This window comes from Pseudomonas sp. Irchel 3E20 (genome assembly GCF_900187645.1).
GTDB lineage: Bacteria > Pseudomonadota > Gammaproteobacteria > Pseudomonadales > Pseudomonadaceae > Aquipseudomonas.
On record NZ_FYEE01000014.1, the window covers coordinates 59,618 to 82,339 of the forward strand.

18 protein-coding genes are annotated in these 22,722 nt (G+C 64.2%); 7 read left to right on the plus strand and 11 right to left on the minus strand.

Annotated features, from left to right (window positions below; genetic code table 11):
- Positions 1 to 30: 30 nt before the first annotated feature.
- From CKW13_RS21355 to CKW13_RS21375, 5 genes are all read left to right on the plus strand, one after another.
- Positions 31 to 1,713 carry a sigma-54-dependent Fis family transcriptional regulator gene (locus tag CKW13_RS21355; protein ID WP_095110763.1) on the plus strand — a complete coding sequence of 561 codons (1,683 nt, stop codon included), beginning with the start codon at positions 31 to 33 and terminating at the stop codon, positions 1,711 to 1,713.
- Positions 1,714 to 2,000: 287 nt separating this feature from the next.
- Complete coding sequence (locus CKW13_RS21360) at positions 2,001 to 2,531, plus strand: iron transporter (RefSeq protein ID WP_095110764.1); 531 nt, start codon at positions 2,001 to 2,003, stop codon at positions 2,529 to 2,531.
- The gene (locus CKW13_RS21365) at positions 2,532 to 2,885 is read left to right on the plus strand and encodes a cupredoxin domain-containing protein (RefSeq protein WP_095110765.1); all 354 of its coding nucleotides are present in this window, start codon (positions 2,532 to 2,534) and stop codon (positions 2,883 to 2,885) included.
- Between the two features lie 15 nt (positions 2,886 to 2,900).
- Complete coding sequence (locus CKW13_RS21370; RefSeq protein WP_095110766.1) at positions 2,901 to 3,755, plus strand: FTR1 family protein; 855 nt, start codon at positions 2,901 to 2,903, stop codon at positions 3,753 to 3,755.
- The gene (locus tag CKW13_RS21375) at positions 3,743 to 5,113 is read left to right on the plus strand and encodes a 4Fe-4S binding protein (RefSeq protein ID WP_095110767.1); all 1,371 of its coding nucleotides are present in this window, start codon (positions 3,743 to 3,745) and stop codon (positions 5,111 to 5,113) included. Before CKW13_RS21370 ends, CKW13_RS21375 begins: the two co-directional genes overlap by 13 nt.
- 85 nt (positions 5,114 to 5,198) lie before the next feature.
- Here the strand turns inward: CKW13_RS21375 and CKW13_RS21380 are convergent, their stop codons facing one another.
- The 11 genes from CKW13_RS21380 to CKW13_RS21430 form a co-directional block, all read right to left on the minus strand.
- Complete coding sequence (locus tag CKW13_RS21380) at positions 5,199 to 5,894, minus strand: anaerobic ribonucleoside-triphosphate reductase activating protein (RefSeq protein WP_176465159.1); 696 nt, start codon at positions 5,892 to 5,894, stop codon at positions 5,199 to 5,201.
- Complete coding sequence (nrdD, locus tag CKW13_RS21385) at positions 5,891 to 6,058, minus strand: anaerobic ribonucleoside-triphosphate reductase (RefSeq protein WP_095110769.1); 168 nt, start codon at positions 6,056 to 6,058, stop codon at positions 5,891 to 5,893. Before nrdD ends, CKW13_RS21380 begins: the two co-directional genes overlap by 4 nt.
- 31 nt (positions 6,059 to 6,089) lie before the next feature.
- Positions 6,090 to 8,105 (minus strand): ribonucleoside triphosphate reductase, encoded by a 2,016-nt coding sequence (locus CKW13_RS21390; RefSeq protein ID WP_095110770.1) that lies wholly within the window; start codon positions 8,103 to 8,105, stop codon positions 6,090 to 6,092.
- Positions 8,106 to 8,410: 305 nt separating this feature from the next.
- Entirely contained in the window at positions 8,411 to 9,403 is a 993-nt protein-coding gene (gene moaA, locus CKW13_RS21395; protein WP_095110771.1) for a GTP 3',8-cyclase MoaA, read from the minus strand.
- Between the two features lie 25 nt (positions 9,404 to 9,428).
- Complete coding sequence (locus CKW13_RS21400; RefSeq protein ID WP_095110772.1) at positions 9,429 to 10,364, minus strand: peptidylprolyl isomerase; 936 nt, start codon at positions 10,362 to 10,364, stop codon at positions 9,429 to 9,431.
- Positions 10,357 to 11,055, minus strand: coding sequence for a respiratory nitrate reductase subunit gamma (gene narI, locus CKW13_RS21405; protein ID WP_095110773.1), 699 nt, complete (start codon positions 11,053 to 11,055; stop codon positions 10,357 to 10,359). The genes CKW13_RS21400 and narI overlap by 8 nt, the downstream gene beginning before the upstream one ends.
- Positions 11,048 to 11,803 (minus strand): nitrate reductase molybdenum cofactor assembly chaperone, encoded by a 756-nt coding sequence (gene narJ / locus CKW13_RS21410; RefSeq protein WP_095110774.1) that lies wholly within the window; start codon positions 11,801 to 11,803, stop codon positions 11,048 to 11,050. The genes narI and narJ overlap by 8 nt, the downstream gene beginning before the upstream one ends.
- A 2-nt stretch (positions 11,804 to 11,805) precedes the next feature.
- Entirely contained in the window at positions 11,806 to 13,344 is a 1,539-nt protein-coding gene (narH, locus tag CKW13_RS21415) for a nitrate reductase subunit beta (protein WP_095110775.1), read from the minus strand.
- Position 13,345: 1 nt separating this feature from the next.
- Complete coding sequence (locus CKW13_RS21420; RefSeq protein ID WP_095110776.1) at positions 13,346 to 17,119, minus strand: nitrate reductase subunit alpha; 3,774 nt, start codon at positions 17,117 to 17,119, stop codon at positions 13,346 to 13,348.
- Positions 17,120 to 17,187: 68 nt separating this feature from the next.
- The gene (locus CKW13_RS21425) at positions 17,188 to 18,585 is read right to left on the minus strand and encodes a NarK family nitrate/nitrite MFS transporter (protein ID WP_095110777.1); all 1,398 of its coding nucleotides are present in this window, start codon (positions 18,583 to 18,585) and stop codon (positions 17,188 to 17,190) included.
- Positions 18,586 to 18,653: 68 nt separating this feature from the next.
- Positions 18,654 to 19,880: a nitrate/nitrite transporter gene (locus CKW13_RS21430; protein ID WP_371856250.1), complete on the minus strand. Its 1,227-nt coding sequence runs from the start codon at positions 19,878 to 19,880 to the stop codon at positions 18,654 to 18,656.
- Between the two features lie 330 nt (positions 19,881 to 20,210).
- Here CKW13_RS21430 and CKW13_RS21435 point away from each other — a divergent pair, with 330 nt between their 5' ends.
- Both CKW13_RS21435 and narL read left to right on the plus strand, forming a co-directional pair.
- Positions 20,211 to 22,013 carry a HAMP domain-containing protein gene (locus CKW13_RS21435; RefSeq protein ID WP_095110779.1) on the plus strand — a complete coding sequence of 601 codons (1,803 nt, stop codon included), beginning with the start codon at positions 20,211 to 20,213 and terminating at the stop codon, positions 22,011 to 22,013.
- Positions 22,010 to 22,657 (plus strand): two-component system response regulator NarL, encoded by a 648-nt coding sequence (gene narL, locus CKW13_RS21440; protein ID WP_095110780.1) that lies wholly within the window; start codon positions 22,010 to 22,012, stop codon positions 22,655 to 22,657. Before CKW13_RS21435 ends, narL begins: the two co-directional genes overlap by 4 nt.
- Positions 22,658 to 22,722: the final 65 nt, after the last annotated feature.

Sequence of the window (22,722 nt, forward strand, 5' to 3'; positions counted from 1 at the left end):
CTACTAAAAAAACAACAGGGGTTAGCGTGCATGAGCATCAAATACCGGGCCACGGAGCACGCTCCGCTGGTCAAGGACCTGGCCGAACGCATCCGATTCCTGGGCAGCGAAGGCAAAATCTGGCTCGACGAACAACGCATGTTGCTGATGCAGGTGTCGGCCATGGCGTCGTGCCGGCGCGAGTTGATCGAGATGATCGGCGAAGAACGGGCCAAGGGTTTCTTCCTGCGCCTGGGCTATCAGTCGGGCCTCAAGGACGCCGAACTTGCCCGCAAACTTCGCCCTAATGGCAGCGATATCGAGATGTTTCTCACCGGCCCGCAACTGCATTCCCTCAAGGGCATGGTCAATGTGCGGCCGCTGAAAATGGACATCGACCTGGAGCGCGGCCACTTCTACGCCGACATCGAATGGCTCGATTCCTTCGAGGTGGAAAACCATCAGAGCGAGCACCTGCCCTCGCACCAACCGGTGTGCTGGATGCTGCTGGGTTACGCCATCAGCTACACCTCGCTTTTCGTCGGGCGCCAGATCATCTTCAAGGAAATCAGCTGCCGCGGCTGCGGTGACCTGCACTGCCGGATCATCGGCAAACCCGCCGAGCAATGGGACGACGCCGACGCCTTTATGCGTTATTTCCAGAGCGACCCGATCATCGAAGAGCTGCACAGCCTCAAGATCCAGATCGAGAGCCTGAACCAGCGCCTGGAACTGCGCGCCGGGCAGTTCTATGGCATTGGCCAGTCGGCGATCTACCGCAAGACCTGCGCCCTGATCGACAAGGCCGCGCCGGGCAAGACCTCGGTGCTGCTGACCGGCGAAACCGGGGTGGGCAAGGAAATCATCGCCCGCAGCGTACACCTGCGCAGCGAGCGCGCCGACGGGCCGTTCATTGCCCTCAACTGCGCGGCAATCCCGGCGGACCTGATCGAATCGGAGCTGTTCGGCGTGGAGAAAGGCGCGTTCACCGGCGCCCACCAATCACGCATGGGGCGCTTCGAGCGGGCCAATGGCGGCACCCTGTTTCTCGATGAAATCGTCGAACTCACGCCCAGGGCCCAGGCCAGCCTGCTACGGGTGTTGCAGGAAGGCGAACTGGAACGGGTGGGCGACAACCAGACCCGCCGCGTCGATGTGCGGGTCATCGCCGCCACCCATGAAGATTTGGCCCAAGCCGTCAAGGCCGGGCGTTTTCGCGCCGACCTGTATTACCGCCTGAACGTCTACCCGGTGAAAATCCCCGCCCTGCGCGAGCGCCGCGAGGACATCCCGCTGCTGATCGAACACTTCCTCGACAAGCTCCACGCCACCTACCCGAAGAAAAACCTTGGCCTCTCCGACCGCGCCCTGGAGGCCTGCATGCGCTACGACTGGCCAGGCAATATCCGCGAGTTGGAGAACCTGATCGAACGTGGGGTGATTATCACCGACCACAACCAAAGCATCTGCGTCGACGCCCTGTTCCCGCACCTGGGCGACGAAGCCCAGAGCATTGGCCTGGGCAGCGACGGCAACCTGGTCAGCCAGGAACGGGACGTGGCCAGCGATTGGGCCGAACAACTGATGGACCGTGGCCTGAGCCTGGAACAGGTCGAACAGGCCATGCTCAACAGCGCCCTGCAACGGGCCGGGCAGAACGTCTCCGAAGCCGCACGCCTGCTGGGCATGACCCGCCCGGCGTTGGCCTATCGCTTGAAAAAAGCGCCGTTGTAGCAAGGGCTTGCGACAGAGGGGAGCGGTGCGTCAGGGCTGCCGCCATCGCGGGCAAGGCCCGCTCCCACAGAGGCTGCGGCTTGCCACACATCCCGCCAGCACCACGCCTCCACGGTGGGAGCGGGCCTCGCCCGCGATAGGGCCGGTACAGGCGATGCACTGCTGGCGGCAGGAGGGCGGCTATCACCGTTGAGGCCTATCACCGGAAAAATTGACAATAATCATTATTATTCGCAGCAAAGCTTCCTAGACTCGGGTTCCCACTCCCTCGAGCCCAGGAAATTCCCATGCGCACGCCCGTTTCGCTGTCTGTTGCCCTGCTGCTTCTGTCGCCCCTGGCCCAGGCCAAGGAATACCCGATTGGCGAACCGCAGTTCTGCCCTGGGCTGGAGGTGGGCGCGGTGTATTTGCAACCCATCGAGATGGCGCCAGCGGGGATGATGCGCGCCACCGCCGATTCCGATGTGCACCTGGAAGCCGATATCCGCGCCACCGCCGACAACCGCCAGGGCTTTCAGGAAGGCAGTTTCGTGCCCTACCTGAATGTGGCCTTCAGTTTGAAAAAACAGGGCGCCAGCGACGAGATCAAAGGGGATTTCCACGCCATGGTGGCCAATGACGGGCCGCACTACGGCGACAACGTCAAGTTGCTCGGCCCAGGCAAGTACCAGCTCACGTTCACTGTGCTACCACCCTCGGGCCACGCTTCGCTGGGCCGCCACACCGACAAGGAAACCGGCGTCGAACCCTGGTTCGAGCGCTGCGAACTCCAGTACGAATTCGTCTACGCGGGGATCGGCAAGAAAGGCGGCTATTGAATGGCGATCCCTTCCCGCTTCGCCCAGACCCACCGGCGCTTCGGCGCGCTGCTGTTGGCCCTGGCGGTCACGCCGCTGGCCGCCGCGCCGCTGCCCACCTATGAGCTGAGCATCGACGACGGCCATTTCACCCCGGCCCTGTTGGAAGTACCGGCGGGGCTGCGGTTCAAGATCGTGCTCAAGAACATCGGCCAAGGCCCGGCGGAGTTCGAGAGCACGCCGCTACGGGTGGAAAAGGTGCTGTCGCCGGGGGTGACCACCTTCGTCGTGATCCACCCGCTCAAGCCTGGCCACTATCCGTTCTTCGACGAGTTCCACCCGCAATTGCCCGAGGGCGGCATTCTCGCCCGCTAACCGCTGGAGCCTTGCATGAATCAATCGATGTTCATCGTCTGGCGCGAAAGTGTCGAAGCCCTGTTGGTGATCGGCATTCTCCAGGCCTGGGTCGGCCAACAGGCCCAGGCCTCGCGCCTGCACCGTTTCCTGTGGGGCGGCGTGCTGTTGGGGCTGCTGCTGTCGGGAGTGCTGGCCGGGCTGATCCTGTTTGCTGGCGAGGCCATGAGCGGCGCGGCCAATGAGTGGTTCCAGGCTGCGCTGACCCTGGTCGCCAGCCTGCTGATCGTGCAGATGGTCAGTTGGATGCACCGCCACGGCCGCACCCTGCGCCACGACCTGCTGCGCGACGCCGATCACCAGGTGGCGCGCCAGGGCGGCCTCGGCCTGCTATTGCTGGCGATGCTGGCGGTGAGCCGCGAAGGCAGCGAAACCGTGGTCTTCCTCTATGGCCTGGGCGCGCGCCTGCAAGGCTCGGCCCTGGGCCTGTTCGCCATCGGTGGCGTACTTGGCCTGTTGCTGGCGGGCCTGACCGTGGCTGTGTTGCACGGCAGCCGCCGGTTCATTTCCTGGCGCAGTTTTTTCGCCATCAGCGAAGTCATTCTCCTGCTGCTGGGCGCCGCGCTGCTGGTCAGCGCCACCGAGCGCATCGGCGGCCAGTTGCTTGCCCTGGATGTGCCGCAATGGGTGTATGGCGCGGTCGGTGAGGGCCTGTGGGACACGGGCCCGTGGTTGGATGACGGCCGTGGCCTGGGCAGTTTCCTCGCCGATTTTGCCGGCTACCGGGCCAGCCCCAGCGCCGCCGTGCTGCTAGCGGTGGTGGCTTACTGGCTGGGCGTCGGTGGCTGGCTGCGCCGCGCCTCCCGCGAGCGCCTGCCATGTCCGGCCTGAGCCTGGGCAACCGTTGGCTCGCACGCCTGGGCGATGGCATGCGCCGCCATGGCGCAGCGATCCGCGCCATGCAATGGGCGGTGGTGCTGTTCTACGCCGTGCTGCTGGTGATCCCCGCGTGGCTGCCGTTGCCCGACAGCCAGGCGCGGATGCTGGATAACCTGACCCTGTTCGCACAGTTTCTGTTCTGGGGCCTGTGGTGGCCGTTCGTGCTGTTGTCCATCGTCCTGTTCGGGCGCCTGTGGTGCGGCGTGCTCTGCCCCGAAGGTTCCCTCAGCGAATGGGCCAGCCGCCACGGCCGTGGCCTGGGCGTGCCGCGCTGGCTGCGCTGGGGTGGTTGGCCGACCCTGGCGTTCTGCCTGACCACCCTCTACGGCCAATTGATAAGCGTCTATGACTACGCCCAGGCCGCGTTGCTGATCCTCGGCGGCTCCACGGTGGCCGCCGTGGCGGTGGGCCTGATGTTTGTGCGCGGCAAGCGCATCTGGTGCCGCTACCTGTGCCCGGTCAGCGGCGTGTTCGCCCTGCTCGCGCGCCTGGCCCCGGTGCATTTCGCCGTGGACGAACAACGCTGGCTGGCCAACACCGCCCCGCGCCTACCCCCGCCCAACTGCGCGCCGCTACTGGACATCCGCCGCATGCGTGGCGCCAGCGACTGCCATGCCTGCGGGCGCTGCAGCGGGCAACGCGGCGCGGTGCAGTTGATCGCCCGCTCCAGCAACGCGGAAATCCTCGACGCCGACCCGCGCAGCGTATCGCTGTGGGATGCGCGCTTGCTGCTGTTCGGCGTGATCGGCCTGGCCATGGGCGCCTTCCAATGGACCGTCAGCCCCTGGTTCATCGCCCTCAAACAGGCCCTGGCGCAGTGGCTGGTGGAGCACGATGTGCTGTGGCCCCTGGACGACAACGCCCCCTGGTGGCTGCTGACCCACTACCCGCAACTCAACGACAGTTTCAGTTGGCTCGACGGCGCCAGCATCGTCCTCTACCTGGGCCTGAGCGCCCTGCTGCTGGGCGGTGGCCTGATGCTCCTGCTGCGCCTGGCCGCGCGCCTGGGCCGCCAGCCCTACTTGGCGCTGGCCCTGACCCTTACTCCCGTGGGCGCCGCCGGGTTGTTCCTCGGCCTCTCGGCCACCACCGTCAAACTGCTGCGCTACGAAGGCCTGATCCTGGCCTGGGTACAACCGGCCCGCGCCTTGCTGTTGCTGGCGGCCATTGCCTGGTGCCTGGCCCTGGGCTGGAAACGCCTGGGCCGCGACCCCGCCGCCCCCACCCGCCGCCTCGCCGCCATGGCGTGCCTGATAGCCGCAAATGGCGGCGTGGGCCTCGGCTGGTGGTTGCAGTTCTGGGGGTGGTAGAGGGGGGGTGAGCGAAAAGCTGCAAGCAACAAGCGCCTGCCTCTGCTTGCAGCTTGTAGCTCACAGCTCGCAACTGCTCCCCCTCTTATCCTCGCAAGATGAATTCCGGAAACAGCTCGCGCATTTGCGCCCATAGTTCTGCCTGGCGGGTTTGGGGGGAGATGAGGGACAGTTCGGGGTCGAGCATGCGGGCGGTGCGTACCAGTTGGATGGCAAAGCGTTTTACCCCGCGCTCGCTCAGTTGTTCGGCCAACTCCAGCAGGCGCGGCGGGTCGAACAAGTGCCAGTGCACGGTGGTGCGGCATTCGTAGTCCACGCCGCTGTCGAGCAGGTGGTCCAGGCTGCGCCAGTTGGCGGCACCGCTGCCGGCCACGCCGGTCACGCTTTCGCTGTCCTGGGGCAGGGCTTTGACGTCGAAACCTACCCAATCGGCCAAGCCCACCACTTTGGCGAACGCTGCGGGTTTGATCCCGGCGCTGTGCAGGCCGATGCGAAAGCCCATTTGCCGCACTTCATGGATGGCCGCCGGTAAGCCTTCTTGCAGGGTCGGTTCGCCGCCGCTGAACACCACGGCGTCGAGCAGGCCTTGGCGGCGTTGCAAAAACGCCAACACCCGGCACCAATCCAGCTCGGCGCTACCGCGCGGGCCGATCAGGTCCGGGTTGTGGCAGTAACGACAACGCCAGGCACAGCCCTGGCAAAACAGCACGCAGGCCAGTTGCCCGGGGTAGTCGAGCGTGGTCAGGGGCACCAGGCCCCCGACCCTGAGCATTCGACTCATTGGCGGGCGGCCATGGCCGCGGTTTCGGTGAAGTGCTGACGCTCGCGGTGTTCCGATTGCTTACCGGGGTTGAAGGCCGCGACGGGGCGGTGGTAGCCCATCACCCGGGTCCAGACTTCACAGCGTTGGCGTTGGTCTTGCGGCAGGGTTGCGGTGGCATTCATGGTGAGACTCCTTGCGGTGGGTAAAGGGAAATCAGTCGGCGCTGCCAAGCACCTGGGCCTGTTGCAGCAGGGCTTCGTCGCACTTGGGGCAGAACTCGTGTTCGCCGTCGAGGTAGCCGTGCACCGGGCAGATGGAGAAGGTTGGCGTCACGGTCAGGTACGGCAGGCGGAACCGGCCCAGGGCGTTGCGCACCAGTTGCTTGCAGGCCTGGGTCGAGGAAATGCGCTCGGCCATGTACAGGTGCAGCACGGTGCCGCCGGTGTATTTGCATTGCAGCGCATCTTGCAGTTCCAGCGCCTCGAAGGGGTCGTCGGTGAAGCCCACCGGCAGTTGCGAGGAGTTGGTGTAGTACGGCGCCGTGGCGCAACCGGCCTGGAGGATGTCCGGGTAGCGCTTGAGGTCTTCCTTGGCGAAGCGGTACGTGGTGCCTTCGGCCGGGGTGGCTTCGAGGTTGTACAGGTGGCCGGTTTCTTCCTGAAAGCGCAGCAGGGTGGCGCGTACATGGTCGAGCAGGCGCAGAGCGAATTCGCGGCCCTGTTCGGTGTGCGTGCCCTCTTGGTCACCACTGAAGTTGCGCAGCATCTCGTGCAGGCCGTTGAGGCCGATGGTGGAGAAGTGATTGCGCAAGGTGCCCAGGTAGCGCTTGGTGTAGGGGTAGAGGCCGGCGTCCATGTGGTGCTGGATCACCTTGCGCTTGACCTCCAGGCTCTCCATCGCCAGCTCCATCAGAGTGTCCAGGCGCTGCAACAGGCCGCTGGTGTTGCCCCGGAACACATAGCCCAGGCGCGCGCAGTTGATGGTCACCACCCCCAGCGAACCGGTCTGCTCCGCCGAGCCGAACAGGCCGCCGCCACGCTTGAGCAGTTCGCGCACGTCCAGTTGCAGGCGGCAGCACATCGAGCGCACCTGGTTGGGCAGCATGTCGGAGTTGAGGAAGTTCTGGAAATACGGCAGGCCATAGCGCGCGGTCATCTCGAACAGGCGATCGGCGTTTTCGCTGTCCCACGGGAAATCATGGGTGATGTTGTAGGTGGGGATCGGGAAGGTGAACACCCGCCCCTTCGCGTCGCCGGCCTGCATCACTTCGATGTAGGCGCGGTTGAGCAGCTCCATTTCCGCTTGCAGGTCGCCGTAGGCAAAAGGCATTTCCTCGCCACCGATCACCGGGATCTGCTCGCGCAGATCCTCAGGGCAGACCCAGTCGAACGTCAGGTTGGTGAACGGCGTCTGGGTGCCCCAGCGCGACGGCACGTTGAGGTTGTAGATGAACTCTTGCAGGGCCTGGCGGATCTCGGGGTAGGTCAGTTGGTCCTTGCGCACATAGGGCGCCAGGTAGGTGTCGAAGGAGCTGAACGCCTGGGCCCCGGCCCATTCGTTTTGCAGGGTGCCGAGGAAGTTGACCATTTGCCCCAGGGCGCTGCTCAGGTGCTTGGGCGGCCCCGCCTCCACTCGCCCCGGCACGCCGTTGAGGCCTTCGTGCAGCAGGGTGCGCAGGGACCAACCGGCGCAGTAACCGGCGAGCATGTCCAGGTCGTGGATATGCAGGTCGCCCTCGCGGTGGGCCTGGCCGATTTCATGGCTGTAGACCTCATCCAGCCAGTAGTTGGCGGTGACCTTGCCCGACACGTTGAGCACCAGCCCGCCCAGGGAGTAGCCCTGGTTGGCGTTGGCCTGCACGCGCCAGTCGTCGCGGTCCAGGTACTCGTTCATCGAGGTGGCGACTTCCACCAGGGTCTTGCGGTCGCGACGCAGGCGTCCGTGTTGCTCGCGGTAGACGATATAGGCACGCATGGCAAAGAAGTAGCCGGCGTCCATCAACACCCGCTCCACCCGGTCCTGGATCTGCTCGACATGCAAGCGGCCATGGCCCTCCAAGCGTGCGAGTACGGCGTCGAGCAACACCTCGGCCTCAACCTCGGTGTACTCGCCCGTGGCCCGCCCAGCGGCGATCAACGCCTGGCGGATCTTATCGGCATCAAAGGCCACCAGGCTGCCATCGCGCTTATGCAACCGGTTCAGTCCCGCCGTAATCAACGTGCTCTGCATCCCGCCTCCAGACACTACATATAGGTGTTTATAGTTTTAAAAACACAAGATGCGGGAAAGACTACGGACAAAGCCCCCTCAGGCCATTGACCGACATCAAGTTTTGCAGGCGAAAAAAACCGCCCACAGGGGCGGCAAAAGGGAATTGATCGCATTAGGTGCGGGCCCTGCCCGCGAGGAAGCCGGGGCAGGCGCTGCACTTCTGGCGGCCGGAATGCCGCCATCACGGGCAGGCCCGCTCCCACAGAAGAGAAACAAATCCCGCCCACAGCCACAGAGGAAAAACAAACCTCGCCCACAGCCCCTTAACCGCCACTCACACTCATAAACCGCAAAATCTGCACCGAACCATCGGGGCTGAAGTCGTGGCGTTGGGGTTTGCCGCGCAAGGCGGTGTGGATGGCTTCGATCAGCGGCGCGTCGTCCAAGGGGTAGCGGCGTAGCAGGCCGCGCAGGTCCAGGGCGTTTTCCTGGCCCAGGCACAGCAGCAGGCGCCCTTCCACGGTCATGCGCACCCGGTTGCAGGTGGCGCAGAAGTTGTGGCTGTTGGGCGAGATAAAGCCGATGCGCGTCTGCGCGTGGCGGGCCAGGCGCACATAGCGCGCCGGACCGCCGCTGCTTTCGGTGCTGTCGAGCAGGGTGTGATCGCGCTCGATCAGCGCCCGCACCTCGTCACTGGAGCAGAACGACTCGCCGCGTTCGCGGCCCACCTCGCCCAGGGGCATCTCCTCGATAAAGCTGATGTCGATGCCCTGGTCGATGGCGTATTGCACCAGCGCCGGCACTTCGTCGAAGTTACGCCCCTTCATCACCACGCAGTTGAGCTTGACCCGGGCGAACCCCGCGTCCCGCGCCGCTTCGATCCCGGCCAGCACCTGGGCCAGGTCGCCGTTGCGGGTGATGGCGCGAAACCGCGCCGGGTCGAGGCTGTCCAGGCTGATGTTGATGCGCTTGACCCCCGCCTCCACCAGCGGCCGCGCCAGGCGCCCGAGTTGCGAGCCGTTGCTGGTCATCACCAATTCGCGCAGCCCTGGCAGCGCGGCGATGTGCCGGCACAGGTCGACAATCCCCGGGCGAATCAGCGGCTCGCCTCCGGTCAGGCGAATCTTGCGCACCCCCAGGCCGACAAACACCCCGGCCAGGCGCTGCAACTCTTCCAGGGTCAGCACCTGTTGGCGGGGCAGGAAGGTCATGTTCTGCGCCATGCAATACACACAGCGAAAATCACAACGATCGGTGACCGACATCCGCAGATAGTCGATCTGGCGTCCAAAACCATCCTGCATGACTGTTTTCATCCCATACTCCCCGTTGGCCAAAGGCTCACTGCACCAGCGGCGAGTCCGCGCCCTGCAAGGCGATACCGCGTACATCGGCGGCGCCGATCAGGGTTTGCAGGTATTGCACCAGGGCCTTTTGCCACACGCCTTGCTGCAACTGGGTGCGGATCGCCACCGCCACCGCTTCATAGGGCAGCGGCATGCCTTCCACGCGCTGATCGACGCTCACCACGTGCCAGCCGTAGCGGCTTTCCAAAGGCTTGGCGCACAACCCCGGGGCCAGGGTGAACAGTTGCCGCTCGAACTCCGGCACCGTCTGGCCCTTACTGATTTGCCCCAGCGCCCCACCCTGGGCCTTGGACGGGCAGGCTGAGTACTTGAGCGCCAACTCGGCGAAGCTGCCGGGCAGGTCAGCCAGGCGTTGCACCAGGATGTCCGCCTGCTCGCGCGCCAAGTGGCGCGCCTCGGCGTCGTCCGGCGCGCACTCCAGGAGGATGTGCCGCACCGCCAGCAACGGTGCGCTGTGAAAGCGCGCCCGGTTGCTCTCGTAGTAACGCAGGCACGTGGCCTCGTCGCATTGCGGCACCTGCACTTCGCGCTCCAGCAGCAGGCGGGTGGCCGCTTCCTCTTCGTTTTCCCCGGCGCCGACCTGCAACAGCAGGCCCAGCTCGGCGATACGCTGCTGCAACAGCTCGCGGATCACCAGGGCGCGGGCGGCCAGGAACACCGCCTCCTCGCGGCTTTCAGCCGGGTGGTATTGCAGCTCCAAGGCCATGGCCTCGGGGGTGATGGCCACGCCGTTGACGCTGACGATGGGCCATTCCTGCTCGCTGCTGGCGATCAACTCTGGCGCAGCCTCGGCCACGGGCTCGAATTCTACCGCGCCGCTGGCAGCCGCCACTGGTGCCAGGCTTTCTTTATTGGACGACCCGCAGCCACCGCCGCCGTTGCCGCCGCCACATCCGCAGCCACTAGACATGATTGCCTCCTTGGGCTTTTTGCCGAACGATTTGATAACGCCGCCCCAGGTACCACACCGGCGCGCTGACGATATGCACCAGGCGGGTGAACGGGAACAGCACGAACAGGGTCAAGCCGAGGAACACGTGCAGCTTGTAGGTCAGGCCCACCGGGGCGATGGCCGCCGCCGCTTCCATCGGGCGCAGCATCACGGTGTTCTGCGCCCAGTCGGCGAGCATCACCATCACCGAGCCGTCCATGTGGGCGGTGGAGGCGGCGATGGTCAGCAGGCCCAGGAGCAACTGCGCCAACAGCACGAACAGGATCAGGATGTCCGAGGGGCTGGAGGTGGCGCGTACCCGCGGGTCGGTCAGGCGGCGGTTGATGAGCATCAGCAGGCCGATCAGGCACAGGCCGCCGAAAAAGCCGCCCGAAACCATGGCCAACAACTGCTTATGCTCGGTGCTGATGACGTGGTGGTAAATCGACGCTGGGGTCAGCAGGCCGACAAAGTGCCCGGCCAACACAAACAACACGCCGACATGGAACAGGTTGCTCGCCACGCGCATGCCGCGCCCGCTGAGCATCTGGCTGGAGCCGGCCTTCCAGCTGTACTGCGACAGGTCGAACCGCGCCCAACTGCCGATCAGGCAGATCGCCAGGGCGACATAGGGATAAATCCCGAAGGCCAACAGATTCCACTTATCCATGCTTCACCTCCACGGCAGGCGCGCCGGCCTGCCCTTCATGCTGAAAATCCACCCAGTGCAACGGCACCGCGCTTTCCTCGCGGGCCTTGCCCGGGGCGCTGGGCATCGAGCTGCAACGGTCCTGCTGCTCGGCCTTCATAAAGTCCACGGCCTCTTCTTCCCAGACCTTGTCCAGGGCTTCGAGGGAGTCGTCGCGTACCTCCGCCGCCACTTGCTCACGCAACTCGGCCACGGCCTTTTGCGGCTCCATGCCGGCGATTTGCAGCAACGCACGAAAGCAACTGGCGTAAGCGCTTTCGCGCTCGTCCAGGCGCGCCGCCAGCAGGGCCAGTAAATGCCCGACATCCGCCAGGCCCTCGCGGGCCTCGATGTCTTCGCGGGTGGAGAGGAACTCCAGGTACAACGGGATGTAGTCGGGCAGTTCCTTGACGCCGATGGCGAACCCCGCCGCTTCGTACTGGGCCATCATGTCGACCATGGCCTGGCCCCGGTCGCGGGACTCGCCGTGGACGTGCTCGAACAGCAAAAGCGACAGCGAGCGGCCACGGCCGAACAGCGCGCCGTAGTGTTCCTGGCCGTCCATCAGGTCATTGCCGCAGATCAGCTCCAGCAGCTCGAACAAACCGCCGCGCTGCTTGGGGCTGATTTCCCGGGCCTGGATGATCGCCTGCTCCAGTTCATCGCGCCCCTCGATCAGGCCCTGGGTCGGGTAATCGAGGAGCAACGAAATTACTTTCAGGATGCGCATGCTCATTCCTCCCACAGCTGTACGGTTTTGAGCACGTCGCGGCGGTTGGCCTTCTTCGCGCCGAACATGTTGGTGTCGGAACTGCCGCTACAGCCGCTGCCGAAGCTGAAACCACAACCCGAACGCTCGGCGAAGGCGTCGCTCAGGGCCTCTTCACGGTGGGCGCTGGGCACGACGAAGCGGTCTTCGTAGTTGGCGATGGCCAGGTAGCGGTACATCTCTTCAACCTGGGCCACGCTCAGGCCGACGTCTTCCAGCACTTGCAAGTCCTGCACGCCGTCCACCTGTTCGGAGCGCTTGTAAGCGCGCATCGCCAGCAGGCGCTTGAGGGCGCGCTTGACCGGTTTTTCATCGCCGGCGGTGAGCAGGTTGGCCAGGTAGCGCAACGGAATGCGCAGGCTGTCGACGTCCGGGATCACCCCGTTCATGCCCACGGTGCCGGCCGCGGCGGCGTTCTGGATCGGCGACAGGGGCGGCACGTACCAGACCATCGGCAAAGTGCGGTACTCGGGGTGCAACGGCAGGGCCAATTTCCAGTCCACGGCCATTTTGTACACGGGCGAACGCTGCGCCGAGTCGATCACCGACTGCGGCACGCCATCGGCCAGGGCCTGGCGAATCACCGCCGGGTCATTGGGGTCGAGGAAAATTTCCAGCTGCTTCTCGTACAGGTCCTGCTCGTTGGCGGTGCTGGCCACCTCGCTGATGCGGTCGGCGTCGTAGAGCAGCACGCCGAGGTAGCGGATGCGCCCCACGCAGGTTTCGGCGCACACGGTGGGCATGCCGGCCTCGATGCGCGGGTAGCAGAAGATGCACTTCTCGGATTTGCCGCTTTTCCAGTTGAAGTAGATTTTCTTGTACGGGCAACCGCTGATGCACATGCGCCAGCCGCGGCATTTTTCCTGGTCGATCAGGACGATGCCGTCCTCTTCACGCTTGTAGATCGCGCCACTGGGGCAAGACGCCGCGCACGCCGGGTTGAGGCAGTGCTCGCACAGGCGCGGCAAGTACATCATGAAGGTGTTTTCGTACTCGCCATAAATGTCGGCCTGGATCTGGTCGAAGTTCTTGTCCTTGCGCCGCTTGGCGAACTCGGTGCCCAGGATTTCCTCCCAGTTGGGGCCCCACTCGATTTTTTCCATGCGCTTGCCCGACACCAGCGAACGCGGGCGGGCCACCGGTTGGTGCTCGCCCAGGGGCGCGGTGTGCAGGTGCTGGTAGTCAAAGTCGAACGGCTCGTAGTAGTCGTCCAGGCTCGGCAGGTCGGGGTTGGCGAAGATGTTCGCCAGTACGCGGAACTTACCGCCAATCTTCGGGTTGATCGAGCCGTTGGCGTTGCGCACCCAACCGCCCTTCCACTTGTCCTGGTTTTCCCATTCCTTGGGGTAGCCGATGCCGGGCTTGGACTCGACGTTGTTGAACCAGGCGTATTCCATGCCTTCGCGGCTGGTCCAGACGTTCTTGCAGGTGATCGAGCACGTGTGGCAACCGATGCACTTGTCCAGGTTCAGCACCATGCCGATCTGTGAGCGAATTTTCATCTCAGTTCTCCTCGATATCGGTCGGCAATGGGCGCGGCAGGTCATCGCCGCTGGAGCCATCGAGCCAATCCACCTTGGCCATCTTGCGCACCACGACGAATTCGTCGCGGTTGCAGCCCACGGTGCCGTAATAGTTGAAGCCGTAGGCCTGCTGGGCATAGCCGCCGATCATGTGGGTCGGCTTGAGCACCACCCGGGTCACGGAGTTGTGGTGCCCGCCACGGGTCTTGGTGGTTTCGGAACCGGGCAGGTTCACGATCCGTTCCTGGGCGTGGTACATCATCACCATGCCCTCCTTGACCCGCTGGCTGACCACTGCGCGGGCGGTCACGGCGCCGTTGATGTTGAAGCACTCGATCCAGTCGTTGTCCTCGATGCCGGCGCGCTGTGCGTCGATCTCCGAGAGCCAGACAATCGGCCCGCCACGGCTCAAGGTGAGCATCAGCAGGTTGTCGCTGTAGGTGCTGTGGATGCCCCATTTCTGGTGCGGGGTGATCCAGTTCAGGACGATCTCGGTGTGGCCGTTGCTGCGCTTGTCCTTGACGCCGGCGATGGTCTGGGTGTTGACCGGTGGGCGGTAGCTCATCAACTGCTCGCCGAAGGCCTGCATCCACGGGTGATCCTGGTAGAACTGCTGGCGGCCGGTGATGGTGCGCCATGGGATGTTTTCGTGGACGTTGGTGTAGCCGGCGTTGTAGCTCACGTGTTCGTCTTCCAGGCCCGACCAGGTGGGGCTGGAGATGATCTTGCGCGGCTGCGCCTGGATATCGCGGAAGCGGATCGCCTCGTGGGCCTTGGGCAGCGCCAGGTGGCTGTGGTCGATGCCGGTGAACTGCGACAGTGCGGCCCAGGCCTTGACCGCCACATGGCCGTTGGTTTCCGGGGCCAGGGACAGGATCACTTCGGCGGCGTCGATGGCGGTATCGATTTTCGGCCGGCCCTTGCTGATGCCTTCATCGCCTTCGCGGTAGTTCAGTTCACCGAGAAATTTCACCTCGTCATCGGTGTTCCAATTGATGCCCTTGCCGCCGTTGCCGAATTTTTCCAGCAAGGGGCCGAGCGAGGAGAACTGCTTGTAGATGTTCGGGTAGTCGCGTTCCACCACATGGATGTTGGGCGCGTTCTTGCCCGGTTGCGGCGCCACGCCAGCGGTTTTCCAGTCGGTGCCGCCAAAAGGCTGGGCCAGTTCGCCGACGCTGTCGTGCAACAGCGGCACGGTCACCAGGTCTTGCTCGACGCCCAGGTGGCCGTCGGTCATGGCCGAGAACGCCTTGGCGATGCCTTTGTAGATTTCCCAGTCCGAACGCGATTCCCACGCCGGGTCGATGGCGGCCGACAGCGGGTGGATGAAGGGGTGCATGTCGGAGGTGTTCATGTCGTCTTTTTCGTACCAGGTCGCCGTGGGCAGCACGATGTCGGAGTACATGCAGGTGGACGACATGCGAAAGTCCAGGGTGGTCACCAGGTCGAGCTTGCCGATGGCGCCCTCCTCGACCCATTCGGCTTCGGTGGGCGTGCAGTCGCCGACCTTGCCGCTGTCTTCGTTCATCACCCCGTTCTTGGTGCCCAGCAGGTACTTGAGCATGTACTCGTGGCCCTTGCCCGAGGAGCCCAGCAGGTTGGAGCGCCACACAAACATATTGCGCGGGAAGTTCACCGGGTTGTCCGGTTGCTCGCAGGCAAAGCGCAGGCTGCCGTCCTGCCAGGACTTGACCACGTAGTCCTTGGGCGCCATGCCGGCCGCGGCCGCGTCACGGCATACGTGCAGCGGGTTCATGTTCAGTTGCGGCGCGCTGGGCAACCAGCCGGCGCGTTCGGCGCGGATGTTGTAGTCCAGGGCGTGTTGGGGGAACTGCGACTTGTCGGCCAGGGGCGAGAGCACGTCGTGCATGTTCATTTTTTCGTGGCGCCACTGGGAGCTGTGGCCGTAGAAGAAACTGGTGCCGTTCATCTGCCGTGGCGGGCGGTTCCAGTCCAGGCCGAAGGCCAGGGGCAGCCAGCCACATTGCGGGCGCAGTTTTTCCTGGCCCACGTAGTGGGCCCAGCCGCCGCCGGTCTGGCCGACGCAGCCGCAGAGCATGAGCATGTTGATGAGGCCACGGTAGTTCATGTCCATGTGGTACCAGTGGTTCATCGCCGCGCCGACGATAATCATCGAGCGGCCTCGGGTCTTGTCGGCGTTGTCGGCGAACTCACGGGCGATCTGGATGGCTTTCTCACGGCTCACGCCGGTGATCTGCTCCTGCCAGGCCGGCGTGCCGGGCACGCTGGCATCGTTGTAGTCGCGGGCCACGTTGGCGCCGCCCAGGCCACGGTCGATGGCCAGGTTGGCGGCCGACAGGTCGAACACCGTGGCCACCTTGACCTGGCTGCCATCGGCCAGGGTCAGGTTGTGCACCGGCACGCGGCGGTACTGCACCGCATCGCCCGCCACGTGCTGGAAGTAGTCCTGCACTTCGCCGGCGAAATAGGGGAAGCCCACTTCGGCCACATCGGCGCCGATCAGGCTCAGTTTGAGGTCGATTTCACGGCCTTCGCCGCCCTCGCGCGGCAGGATGTTCCACTTGCCCTTCTCGCCCCAGCGGTAGCCGATGGAACCTTGCGGCGACACCAGTTCGCCGCTTGCGTCCATGGCGATGGTTTTCCACTCGGGGTTGTTCTCCTGGCCCAGGTTGTCGGCCAGGTCCGAGGCGCGCAGGAAGCGGTCGGGCTGGTAACCGGCGCCCGGGGCGAAACCGGTCATGGGCTTGAGCAGCACCAGCACCGGCAAGTCCGTGAAGCGCTTGGCGTAATCGGTGAAGTACGCGCTCGGTTTGTCCAGGTGGAATTCTTTGAAGATCACATGGTTGAAAGCCTGGGCCAGGGCGGCGTCGGTGCCCTGCTTGGGGTTGAGCCACAGGTCGGTGAGCTTGGCCACTTCCGAGTAGTCGGGGGTGATGGCCACGGTCTTGGTGCCCTTGTAGCGCACCTCGGTGAAGAAGTGTGCATCCGGGGTACGGGTCTGCGGGACGTTGGAGCCCCAGGCAATGATGTAGTTGGAGTTGTACCAGTCGGCCGATTCCGGCACGTCGGTCTGCTCGCCCCAAACCATGGGGGACGCGGGCGGCAGGTCGCAGTACCAGTCGTAGAAACTCAGGCACACGCCGCCGATCAGCGACAGGTAACGCGAGCCGGCGGCGTAGCTGACCATGGACATGGCCGGGATCGGCGAGAAGCCCACCACCCGGTCAGGGCCGAATTCCTTGACGGTGTAGACGTTGGCGGCGGCGATGATTTCGTTGACTTCGTCCCAGTTGGAACGGATGAAGCCACCCATGCCGCGCTTGCTTTTATAGGACTCGGCCTTGGCCTTGTCCTCGACGATGCTTGCCCAGGCTTCCACCGGTTTCATGGTCAGCCGTGCTTCGCGCCACAGCTTGAGCAGGGGCTTGCGGATTTTCGGGTACTTGAGCCGGTTGGCGCTGTAGATGTACCAGCTGTAGCTGGCGCCACGGGGGCAGCCACGCGGTTCGTGGTTGGGCAGGTCGTTGCGCGTGCGCGGGTAGTCGGTCTGCTGGGTTTCCCAGGTAATCAGGCCGTTTTTCACGTAGATCTTCCACGAGCACGAGCCGGTGCAGTTCACCCCATGGGTGGAACGCACGATCTTGTCGTACTGCCAGCGCGAACGGTAGACGTTCTCCCAGTCGCGGGACTCCTGGCGGGTCTCGCCGTGACCATCGGAGAATTCGCCTTGCTTACGCTTGAAAAACCGCAGTTGGTCCAATAGATGACTCATGTCGCTTTCCTCTCAGGCTTGCTGCGGGGTTCTGTGCCCCGCCCACGCAATGGTTGGATTCGGGTCGGTTAGCAGGGGGTCTGCGCACCCTTGCGGGCGTACCACCACCAGGTCACGGCAATGCAACTCAGGTAGAAGCCGACGAACATGTAGAAGGCCGCCTCCGGGCCGCCGGTCAGGGCCATGGAGCTGCCGAAGGTCTTAGGAATGAAAAACGCACCGAAGGCGCCCATGGCGGAGCTGAAGCCCAGCACCGCGGCCGACTCCTTGCCGGCGTTGCGCAGCGCTTGCTCGCGCGCGGCGGGCGGTTGGCCGGCGCTGGCCTTTTCGTGGAGGGTGCGAAAAATCACCGGGATCATGCGAAAGGTCGAACCGTTGCCCACCCCGGTGGTGATGAACAGCAGCATGAACATGCCCAGGAACCCGTAGAAGTTGCCGCCCTGGCCGTTGTGCGGCAAAAAGTGCAGCACGCCGAACACCATCACGATCATCAACACGAAGTTCCACAGGGTCACGCGGGCGCCGCCCAGTTTGTCCGCCAGCCAGCCGCCCAGCGGCCGCACGAGGGCACCGACCAGGGGGCCGAGGAAGGCGAATTTGAGCGCGATCACGTCCGGGAACGAGGTTTTGATAAGCAGCGGGAACGCCGCCGAAAAACCGATGAACGAACCGAAGGTGGCCAGGTACAGCCAGCACATCAGCCAGTTGTGCTTGCGCTTGAAAATCACCGCTTGCTCGCTGAACGAAGCGCGGGCGCTGGACAGGTCGTTCATGCCGAACCAGGCGATCAGGGTTACAGCGATGATGAATGGCACCCAGATGAAACCGGCGTTCTGCAACCACAATTGGCTACCGTCGGCCAGCACTTGCGGGTTGCCGCCAATGAAGCCGAACACACCGAAGGTAATCACCAGCGGCACGCAGAACTGCATCACCGACACCCCCAGGTTACCCAGGCCGGCGTTCAGGCCCAGGGCCGTGCCTTGCTGGGCCTTGGGGTAGAAGAAGCTGATGTTGGACATACTGGAGGCGAAGTTGCCGCCGCCAAAACCGCAAAGCAAGGCGATCAGCACGAACACGCTGTAGGGGGTGTTGGGGTCTTGCACGGCAAAGCCCATCCACAGCGCCGGGGCCAACAGCGAGGCGGTGCTCAGGGCCGTCCAGCGGCGGCCGCCGAAGATCGGCACCATGAACGAGTAGAACACCCGCAAGGTCGCGCCGGACAACCCGGGCAATGCCGCCAGCCAGAACAACTGGTCGGTGGTGAAACTAAAGCCCACGGCGTTGAGGCGCACGATCACCGTGCTCCACACCATCCATACGGCAAAGGCCAGCAACAGTGCGGGAATGGAGATCCACAGGTTGCGGGTGGCGGTCTGCTTGCCGCTGGCGCCCCAGAATGCGGGGTCTTCGGGGCGCCAGTCATGGATCACCGGGCCCGAATCGGGCTTTTGCGCAATGGTCATAATCACTCTCCTCGCATCATTAAAAGGGCTGCCCTGGCGTATGTGTGTGCGTGTAGCAAGCGGGCTTGCTACAGGGGGCGTTTGCCCAGCAGCGGGTTCTTGCGCACTTCGCTCAGGTACATCCAGGCCAGCGACACCCAGACCACGCCGTACATCAACATGAAGCAGGACGAGCGCACGCCGGTCAGGTCCACCAGGGCGCCAAACAAAATCGGCAGCACAAACCCGCCCAGGCCACCGGCCAGGCCGACGATGCCGGACACCGCGCCCATGTTTTTCGGGTAGTCGTCGCTGATGTATTTGAAGACCGAGGCCTTGCCGAACGCGAAGGCGATGCCCATCACGAACAGCAGCACGGTGAACAGGGTGGCGTTAAGGCCGATATGGAAATCCAGGGGGCCGTTGACGGTCTGCACCTGCAATTGGGTGGGCGGGTACGACAGCAAAAACAGGCAGACCCAGCTCACCCACAGCACCCACCAGGTCACGCTGTGGGCGCCCCAGCGGTCCGACATCCAACCGCCCACCGCGCGCAGCACACCGCCGGGCAGGGAGAAACAGGCCGCCAGCAACGCCGCGCTTTGCAGGCTGAAGCCGTATTCCTGCACGTAGTATTTGGTCATCCACAACGCCAGGGCCACGTAGCCGCCGAAGACGATCGAGTAGTACTGGCAGTAGCGCCACACGGCCGGGTCTTTCAGGCAAGCCAGTTGCTCGCGCAGGGTGGCGCCGCTGGCGCTGCGGTGGCTTTTGTTCTCGGCGGTGAGGAACCAGAACAGCAATGCGGTGATAAACAGGATCGCGCTGAACACCTTGGGCACCAGGTGCCAGGTGCCGAACGCAATCAACGCCGGGGCCAGGAACTTGGTGACCGCCGCCCCCGCATTGCCGGCGCCGAACACGCCCATGGCAAAGCCCTGGTTGTCCTTGTCGAACCACTTGGCGACGTAGGCGATGCCCACCGAAAACGAACCGCCGGCCAAACCGACGAACAGGCCCAGCACCAGGAACTGCCAATAGGCAGTGGCGTAGGTAATCAGGTACAGCGGCAACACGCAGGTGAGCATCAGCAGAAAGAACACGATGCGCCCGCCGAAGCGGTCAGTGAGCAGCCCCAGGGGCAGGCGCACCAGCGAGCCGGTGAGCACAGGCGTGGCTGCCAGCAGGCCGAACTGGGTCTCGTTGAGTTGCAGCAACTCTTTGATGGGCACGCCCAACACGGCGAACATCATCCACACCATAAAACACACGGTGAAGGCCAGTGTGCTCATGCCCAGCACCAAGCCTTGTTGCATACGCGCTTGAGTCACGATGCTCTCCAGTCAGTTGAACAATGACTGCAGACTAGGGACACAGCCCCGGCAAAACTTGACTCAGGTCAACGTGGGCCTTGGGGGTATTGGCCTATGCTTGTGCCCTCTACCTCTTAGGTGGTAGTTCGAAAAACAAGAGAAATGCTTTGTTTATCAATGGATTGACCTCTTGTGCCGGCGTTTTCGCAGCGCTGCGACGGCCGGCAACTCTTTAGAGGTAGAACGCCAGGATCGGCAGCCCTTCCCTTCGCCACCTGGTTTTTCGGAGCCTTCCATGCCTGCTTTGCCCCCCCTGCCCGCGAGTCGCAGCCGATGCTGACCTGGCTGCGCCGTTCCCTGCCCGCCCGCGCCGGGTTGGCGGTGATCCTGATCGCCATCCTGGCCCTGGCCAGTTCCCTGAGCGCCGGGCTGATCGCCTGGTTCAGCCAGGGCGACGGCGCCGCGATCAACACCGCAGGTTCGGTGCGCATGGAAACCTACCACCTGAGCTGGAAACTCGCCGCCGGCGCCGACGCGCAAGAGATCCGCCGCATCAGCGACAGCCTGCAACAACGCCTGGAGAGCCAGTCCCTTAAAGCCGTGCTCGAAGACGGCCCCGCCAGCGCCCTGCAAACCAACTACCGGCAACTGCAACAGCGCTGGAACGAGGTGCTGCGCCCGGCCCTGGAACGCGGCGACGGGGTGTTTTTCCAGGCCAACGCCCTGCCCTTCGTCGAACACCTGAACCAATTCGTCACCCTGTTGCAGCGCCAGAGCGAACACAAACAGGGCTGGCAGCAGGCGATCCAGGGCATGGCGTTGTTCGCCACCCTGTTCATCCTGCTCATTGGCCTCTATCAATTGCAGTACGGCGTCATCATGCCGCTGCAAGAGTTGGTGGAAGCCACGCGGCGCTTTCGCCAGGGTGATTTCAAGGTGCGGGTCAACCATCAGTCCGCCGATGAGCTGGGGCAACTGGCCCTGAGTTTCAACGCCATGGCCGAGACCATCGAAGAGTCCCACCGCACCCTGGAAAGCCAGGTGCGCAACAAAACCCAACACCTGCAACAGGCCAACGCCGCCCTCGAACTGCTCTACCAAAGCAGCAGCAGCCTGGCCACGCGCCTGGCCAACGCCGAGGGCCTGGACCAGTTGATCCAACGCTTCCAGCAACGCCTGCCGGGCTTGCGCCTGTCGCTGTGCCTGCAAGGCCATTACCTGGCGCCGGCCAAGCAGATGCTCGCCCTGCATGGCGAGAACAGCCGCAACGTCTGCGCCGTGGGTGACTGCGCCACCTGCCAAAAGCAAAAGGCCGGCCCGCCGCAGACCTTCAGCATCAGCAACCAGGGCAGCGAACTGGGCGAACTCAAGGCGCACTTCCTCGACGGCCACACCCCACAACCCTGGGAAACCGAATTGATCCAGGCCTTGGCGCACCTGATCGGCACCTCGCTGTCCCTCAAGCGCCAGCGCGAGCAGGACCATCGCCTGCTGTTGCTGGAAGAACGCACCATCATCGCCCGCGAGTTGCACGACTCCCTGGCCCAGGCGCTGTCGTACATGAAGCTGCAAGTGAGCCGCATGCAAACCCTGATGCGCCGTGGCGAGCCGGTGGAAACCCTGGAGAACGTCACCGCCGAACTGCGCGAGGGCCTGAACACCGCCTACCGCCAGTTGCGCGAGTTGCTCACCACCTTCCGCTTGCAAATCCACGACGCCGGGCTGAGCCAGGAACTCAAGGACACCGCCCAGGAGTTTTCCCGCCGCGGCGACTTCCAGGTGCACTTGCACATCGACACCCTGGCCTTCGCGCTGTCGGCCAGCGAACAGATCCACCTGCTGCAAATCACCCGCGAAGCCCTGTCCAACTGCCTGCGCCACGCCCATGCGCAAAACGCCTGGCTGGCCTTGCGCCAGGAAGGCGAAACGGTGCGCCTGGTGATCGAGGACGACGGCCGTGGCTTTTGCGGCGCGGTGGACCAGCGCGAACACCACGGCCTGACCATCATGGACGAGCGCGCCCGCAGCCTGAACGGCCGCTTGCAGATCTTTTCCCGCTCCCCCCAGGGCACCCTGGTACAACTGGAATTCCACCCCGAATTCCTCGGCCAGCCCACTGAAGGTACCGCCTCATGATCCCCTCCGCGCCCCACCGCCTCTTGCTGGTGGACGACCACCCGATGATGCGTCGTGGCATCCGCCAGATGCTCGAACTCGAAGACGACTTGCACGTGGTCGGCGAAGCCGGCAACGGCGAAGAAGCCCTGGCGTTGATCCACAGCCTCAAGCCCGACCTGGTGCTGCTGGACAACAACATGCCGCAGATGAATGGCCTGGAAACCCTGCGCCGCCTGCGCAGCCTGGACTGCACGGCCAAGGTGTTGCTGTTCACCGTGTCTGACGCCGAGGACGACATCCGCGACGCCCTGCGCCTGGACGCCGACGGCTACCTGCTCAAAGACATGGAACCCGAGTTGCTGGTGCAGTACATCCGCGATGCCTTGGCTGGCGAGCTGGTCATCAGCCCCGGGCTGACCCAGGCCATGGCCCAGGCCCTGCGCTCGGCTCCGCGCCAGGCCACGGTGGAACTGACCGAGCGCGAGCGCCAGGTACTCAAGAGCATCGCCAGCGGCTACAGCAACAAGGTGATCGGCCACAAACTGGGTATCACCGAAGGCACGGTCAAGGTCCACGTCAAGAACCTGCTGCACAAACTCGGCCTGCGCTCGCGGGTGGAGGCGGCGGTGTGGGCCATGGAGCACCTGCGCCAAAGCGCCTAAGCCGACTGCCTCTTCGGAGGTAGGCCGGCAGAGGCATAGGCCGCCCGCGACGCGGGCGCTACCCT

Excerpts from the sequence above, each read along its gene's own strand:
- CKW13_RS21435 (WP_095110779.1), top strand. The coding sequence starts at position 20,211 with ATGCTGACCTGGCTGCGCCGTTCCCTGCCCGCCCGCGCCGGGTTGGCG.
- narI (WP_095110773.1), bottom strand. The coding sequence starts at position 11,055 with ATGGATAAGTGGAATCTGTTGGCCTTCGGGATTTATCCCTATGTCGCC.
- CKW13_RS21355 (WP_095110763.1), top strand. The coding sequence starts at position 31 with ATGAGCATCAAATACCGGGCCACGGAGCACGCTCCGCTGGTCAAGGAC.
- narH (WP_095110775.1), bottom strand. The coding sequence starts at position 13,344 with ATGAAAATTCGCTCACAGATCGGCATGGTGCTGAACCTGGACAAGTGC.
- CKW13_RS21365 (WP_095110765.1), top strand. The coding sequence starts at position 2,532 with ATGGCGATCCCTTCCCGCTTCGCCCAGACCCACCGGCGCTTCGGCGCG.
- narL (WP_095110780.1), top strand. The coding sequence starts at position 22,010 with ATGATCCCCTCCGCGCCCCACCGCCTCTTGCTGGTGGACGACCACCCG.
- narJ (WP_095110774.1), bottom strand. The coding sequence starts at position 11,803 with ATGCGCATCCTGAAAGTAATTTCGTTGCTCCTCGATTACCCGACCCAG.
- moaA (WP_095110771.1), bottom strand. The coding sequence starts at position 9,403 with ATGAAAACAGTCATGCAGGATGGTTTTGGACGCCAGATCGACTATCTG.
- CKW13_RS21400 (WP_095110772.1), bottom strand. The coding sequence starts at position 10,364 with ATGTCTAGTGGCTGCGGATGTGGCGGCGGCAACGGCGGCGGTGGCTGC.
- CKW13_RS21390 (WP_095110770.1), bottom strand. The coding sequence starts at position 8,105 with ATGCAGAGCACGTTGATTACGGCGGGACTGAACCGGTTGCATAAGCGC.
- CKW13_RS21425 (WP_095110777.1), bottom strand. The coding sequence starts at position 18,585 with ATGACCATTGCGCAAAAGCCCGATTCGGGCCCGGTGATCCATGACTGG.
- CKW13_RS21420 (WP_095110776.1), bottom strand. The coding sequence starts at position 17,119 with ATGAGTCATCTATTGGACCAACTGCGGTTTTTCAAGCGTAAGCAAGGC.
- CKW13_RS21430 (WP_371856250.1), bottom strand. The coding sequence starts at position 19,880 with ATGCAACAAGGCTTGGTGCTGGGCATGAGCACACTGGCCTTCACCGTG.
- CKW13_RS21380 (WP_176465159.1), bottom strand. The coding sequence starts at position 5,894 with ATGAGTCGAATGCTCAGGGTCGGGGGCCTGGTGCCCCTGACCACGCTC.
- CKW13_RS21360 (WP_095110764.1), top strand. The coding sequence starts at position 2,001 with ATGCGCACGCCCGTTTCGCTGTCTGTTGCCCTGCTGCTTCTGTCGCCC.
- CKW13_RS21370 (WP_095110766.1), top strand. The coding sequence starts at position 2,901 with ATGAATCAATCGATGTTCATCGTCTGGCGCGAAAGTGTCGAAGCCCTG.
- CKW13_RS21375 (WP_095110767.1), top strand. The coding sequence starts at position 3,743 with ATGTCCGGCCTGAGCCTGGGCAACCGTTGGCTCGCACGCCTGGGCGAT.
- nrdD (WP_095110769.1), bottom strand. The coding sequence starts at position 6,058 with ATGAATGCCACCGCAACCCTGCCGCAAGACCAACGCCAACGCTGTGAA.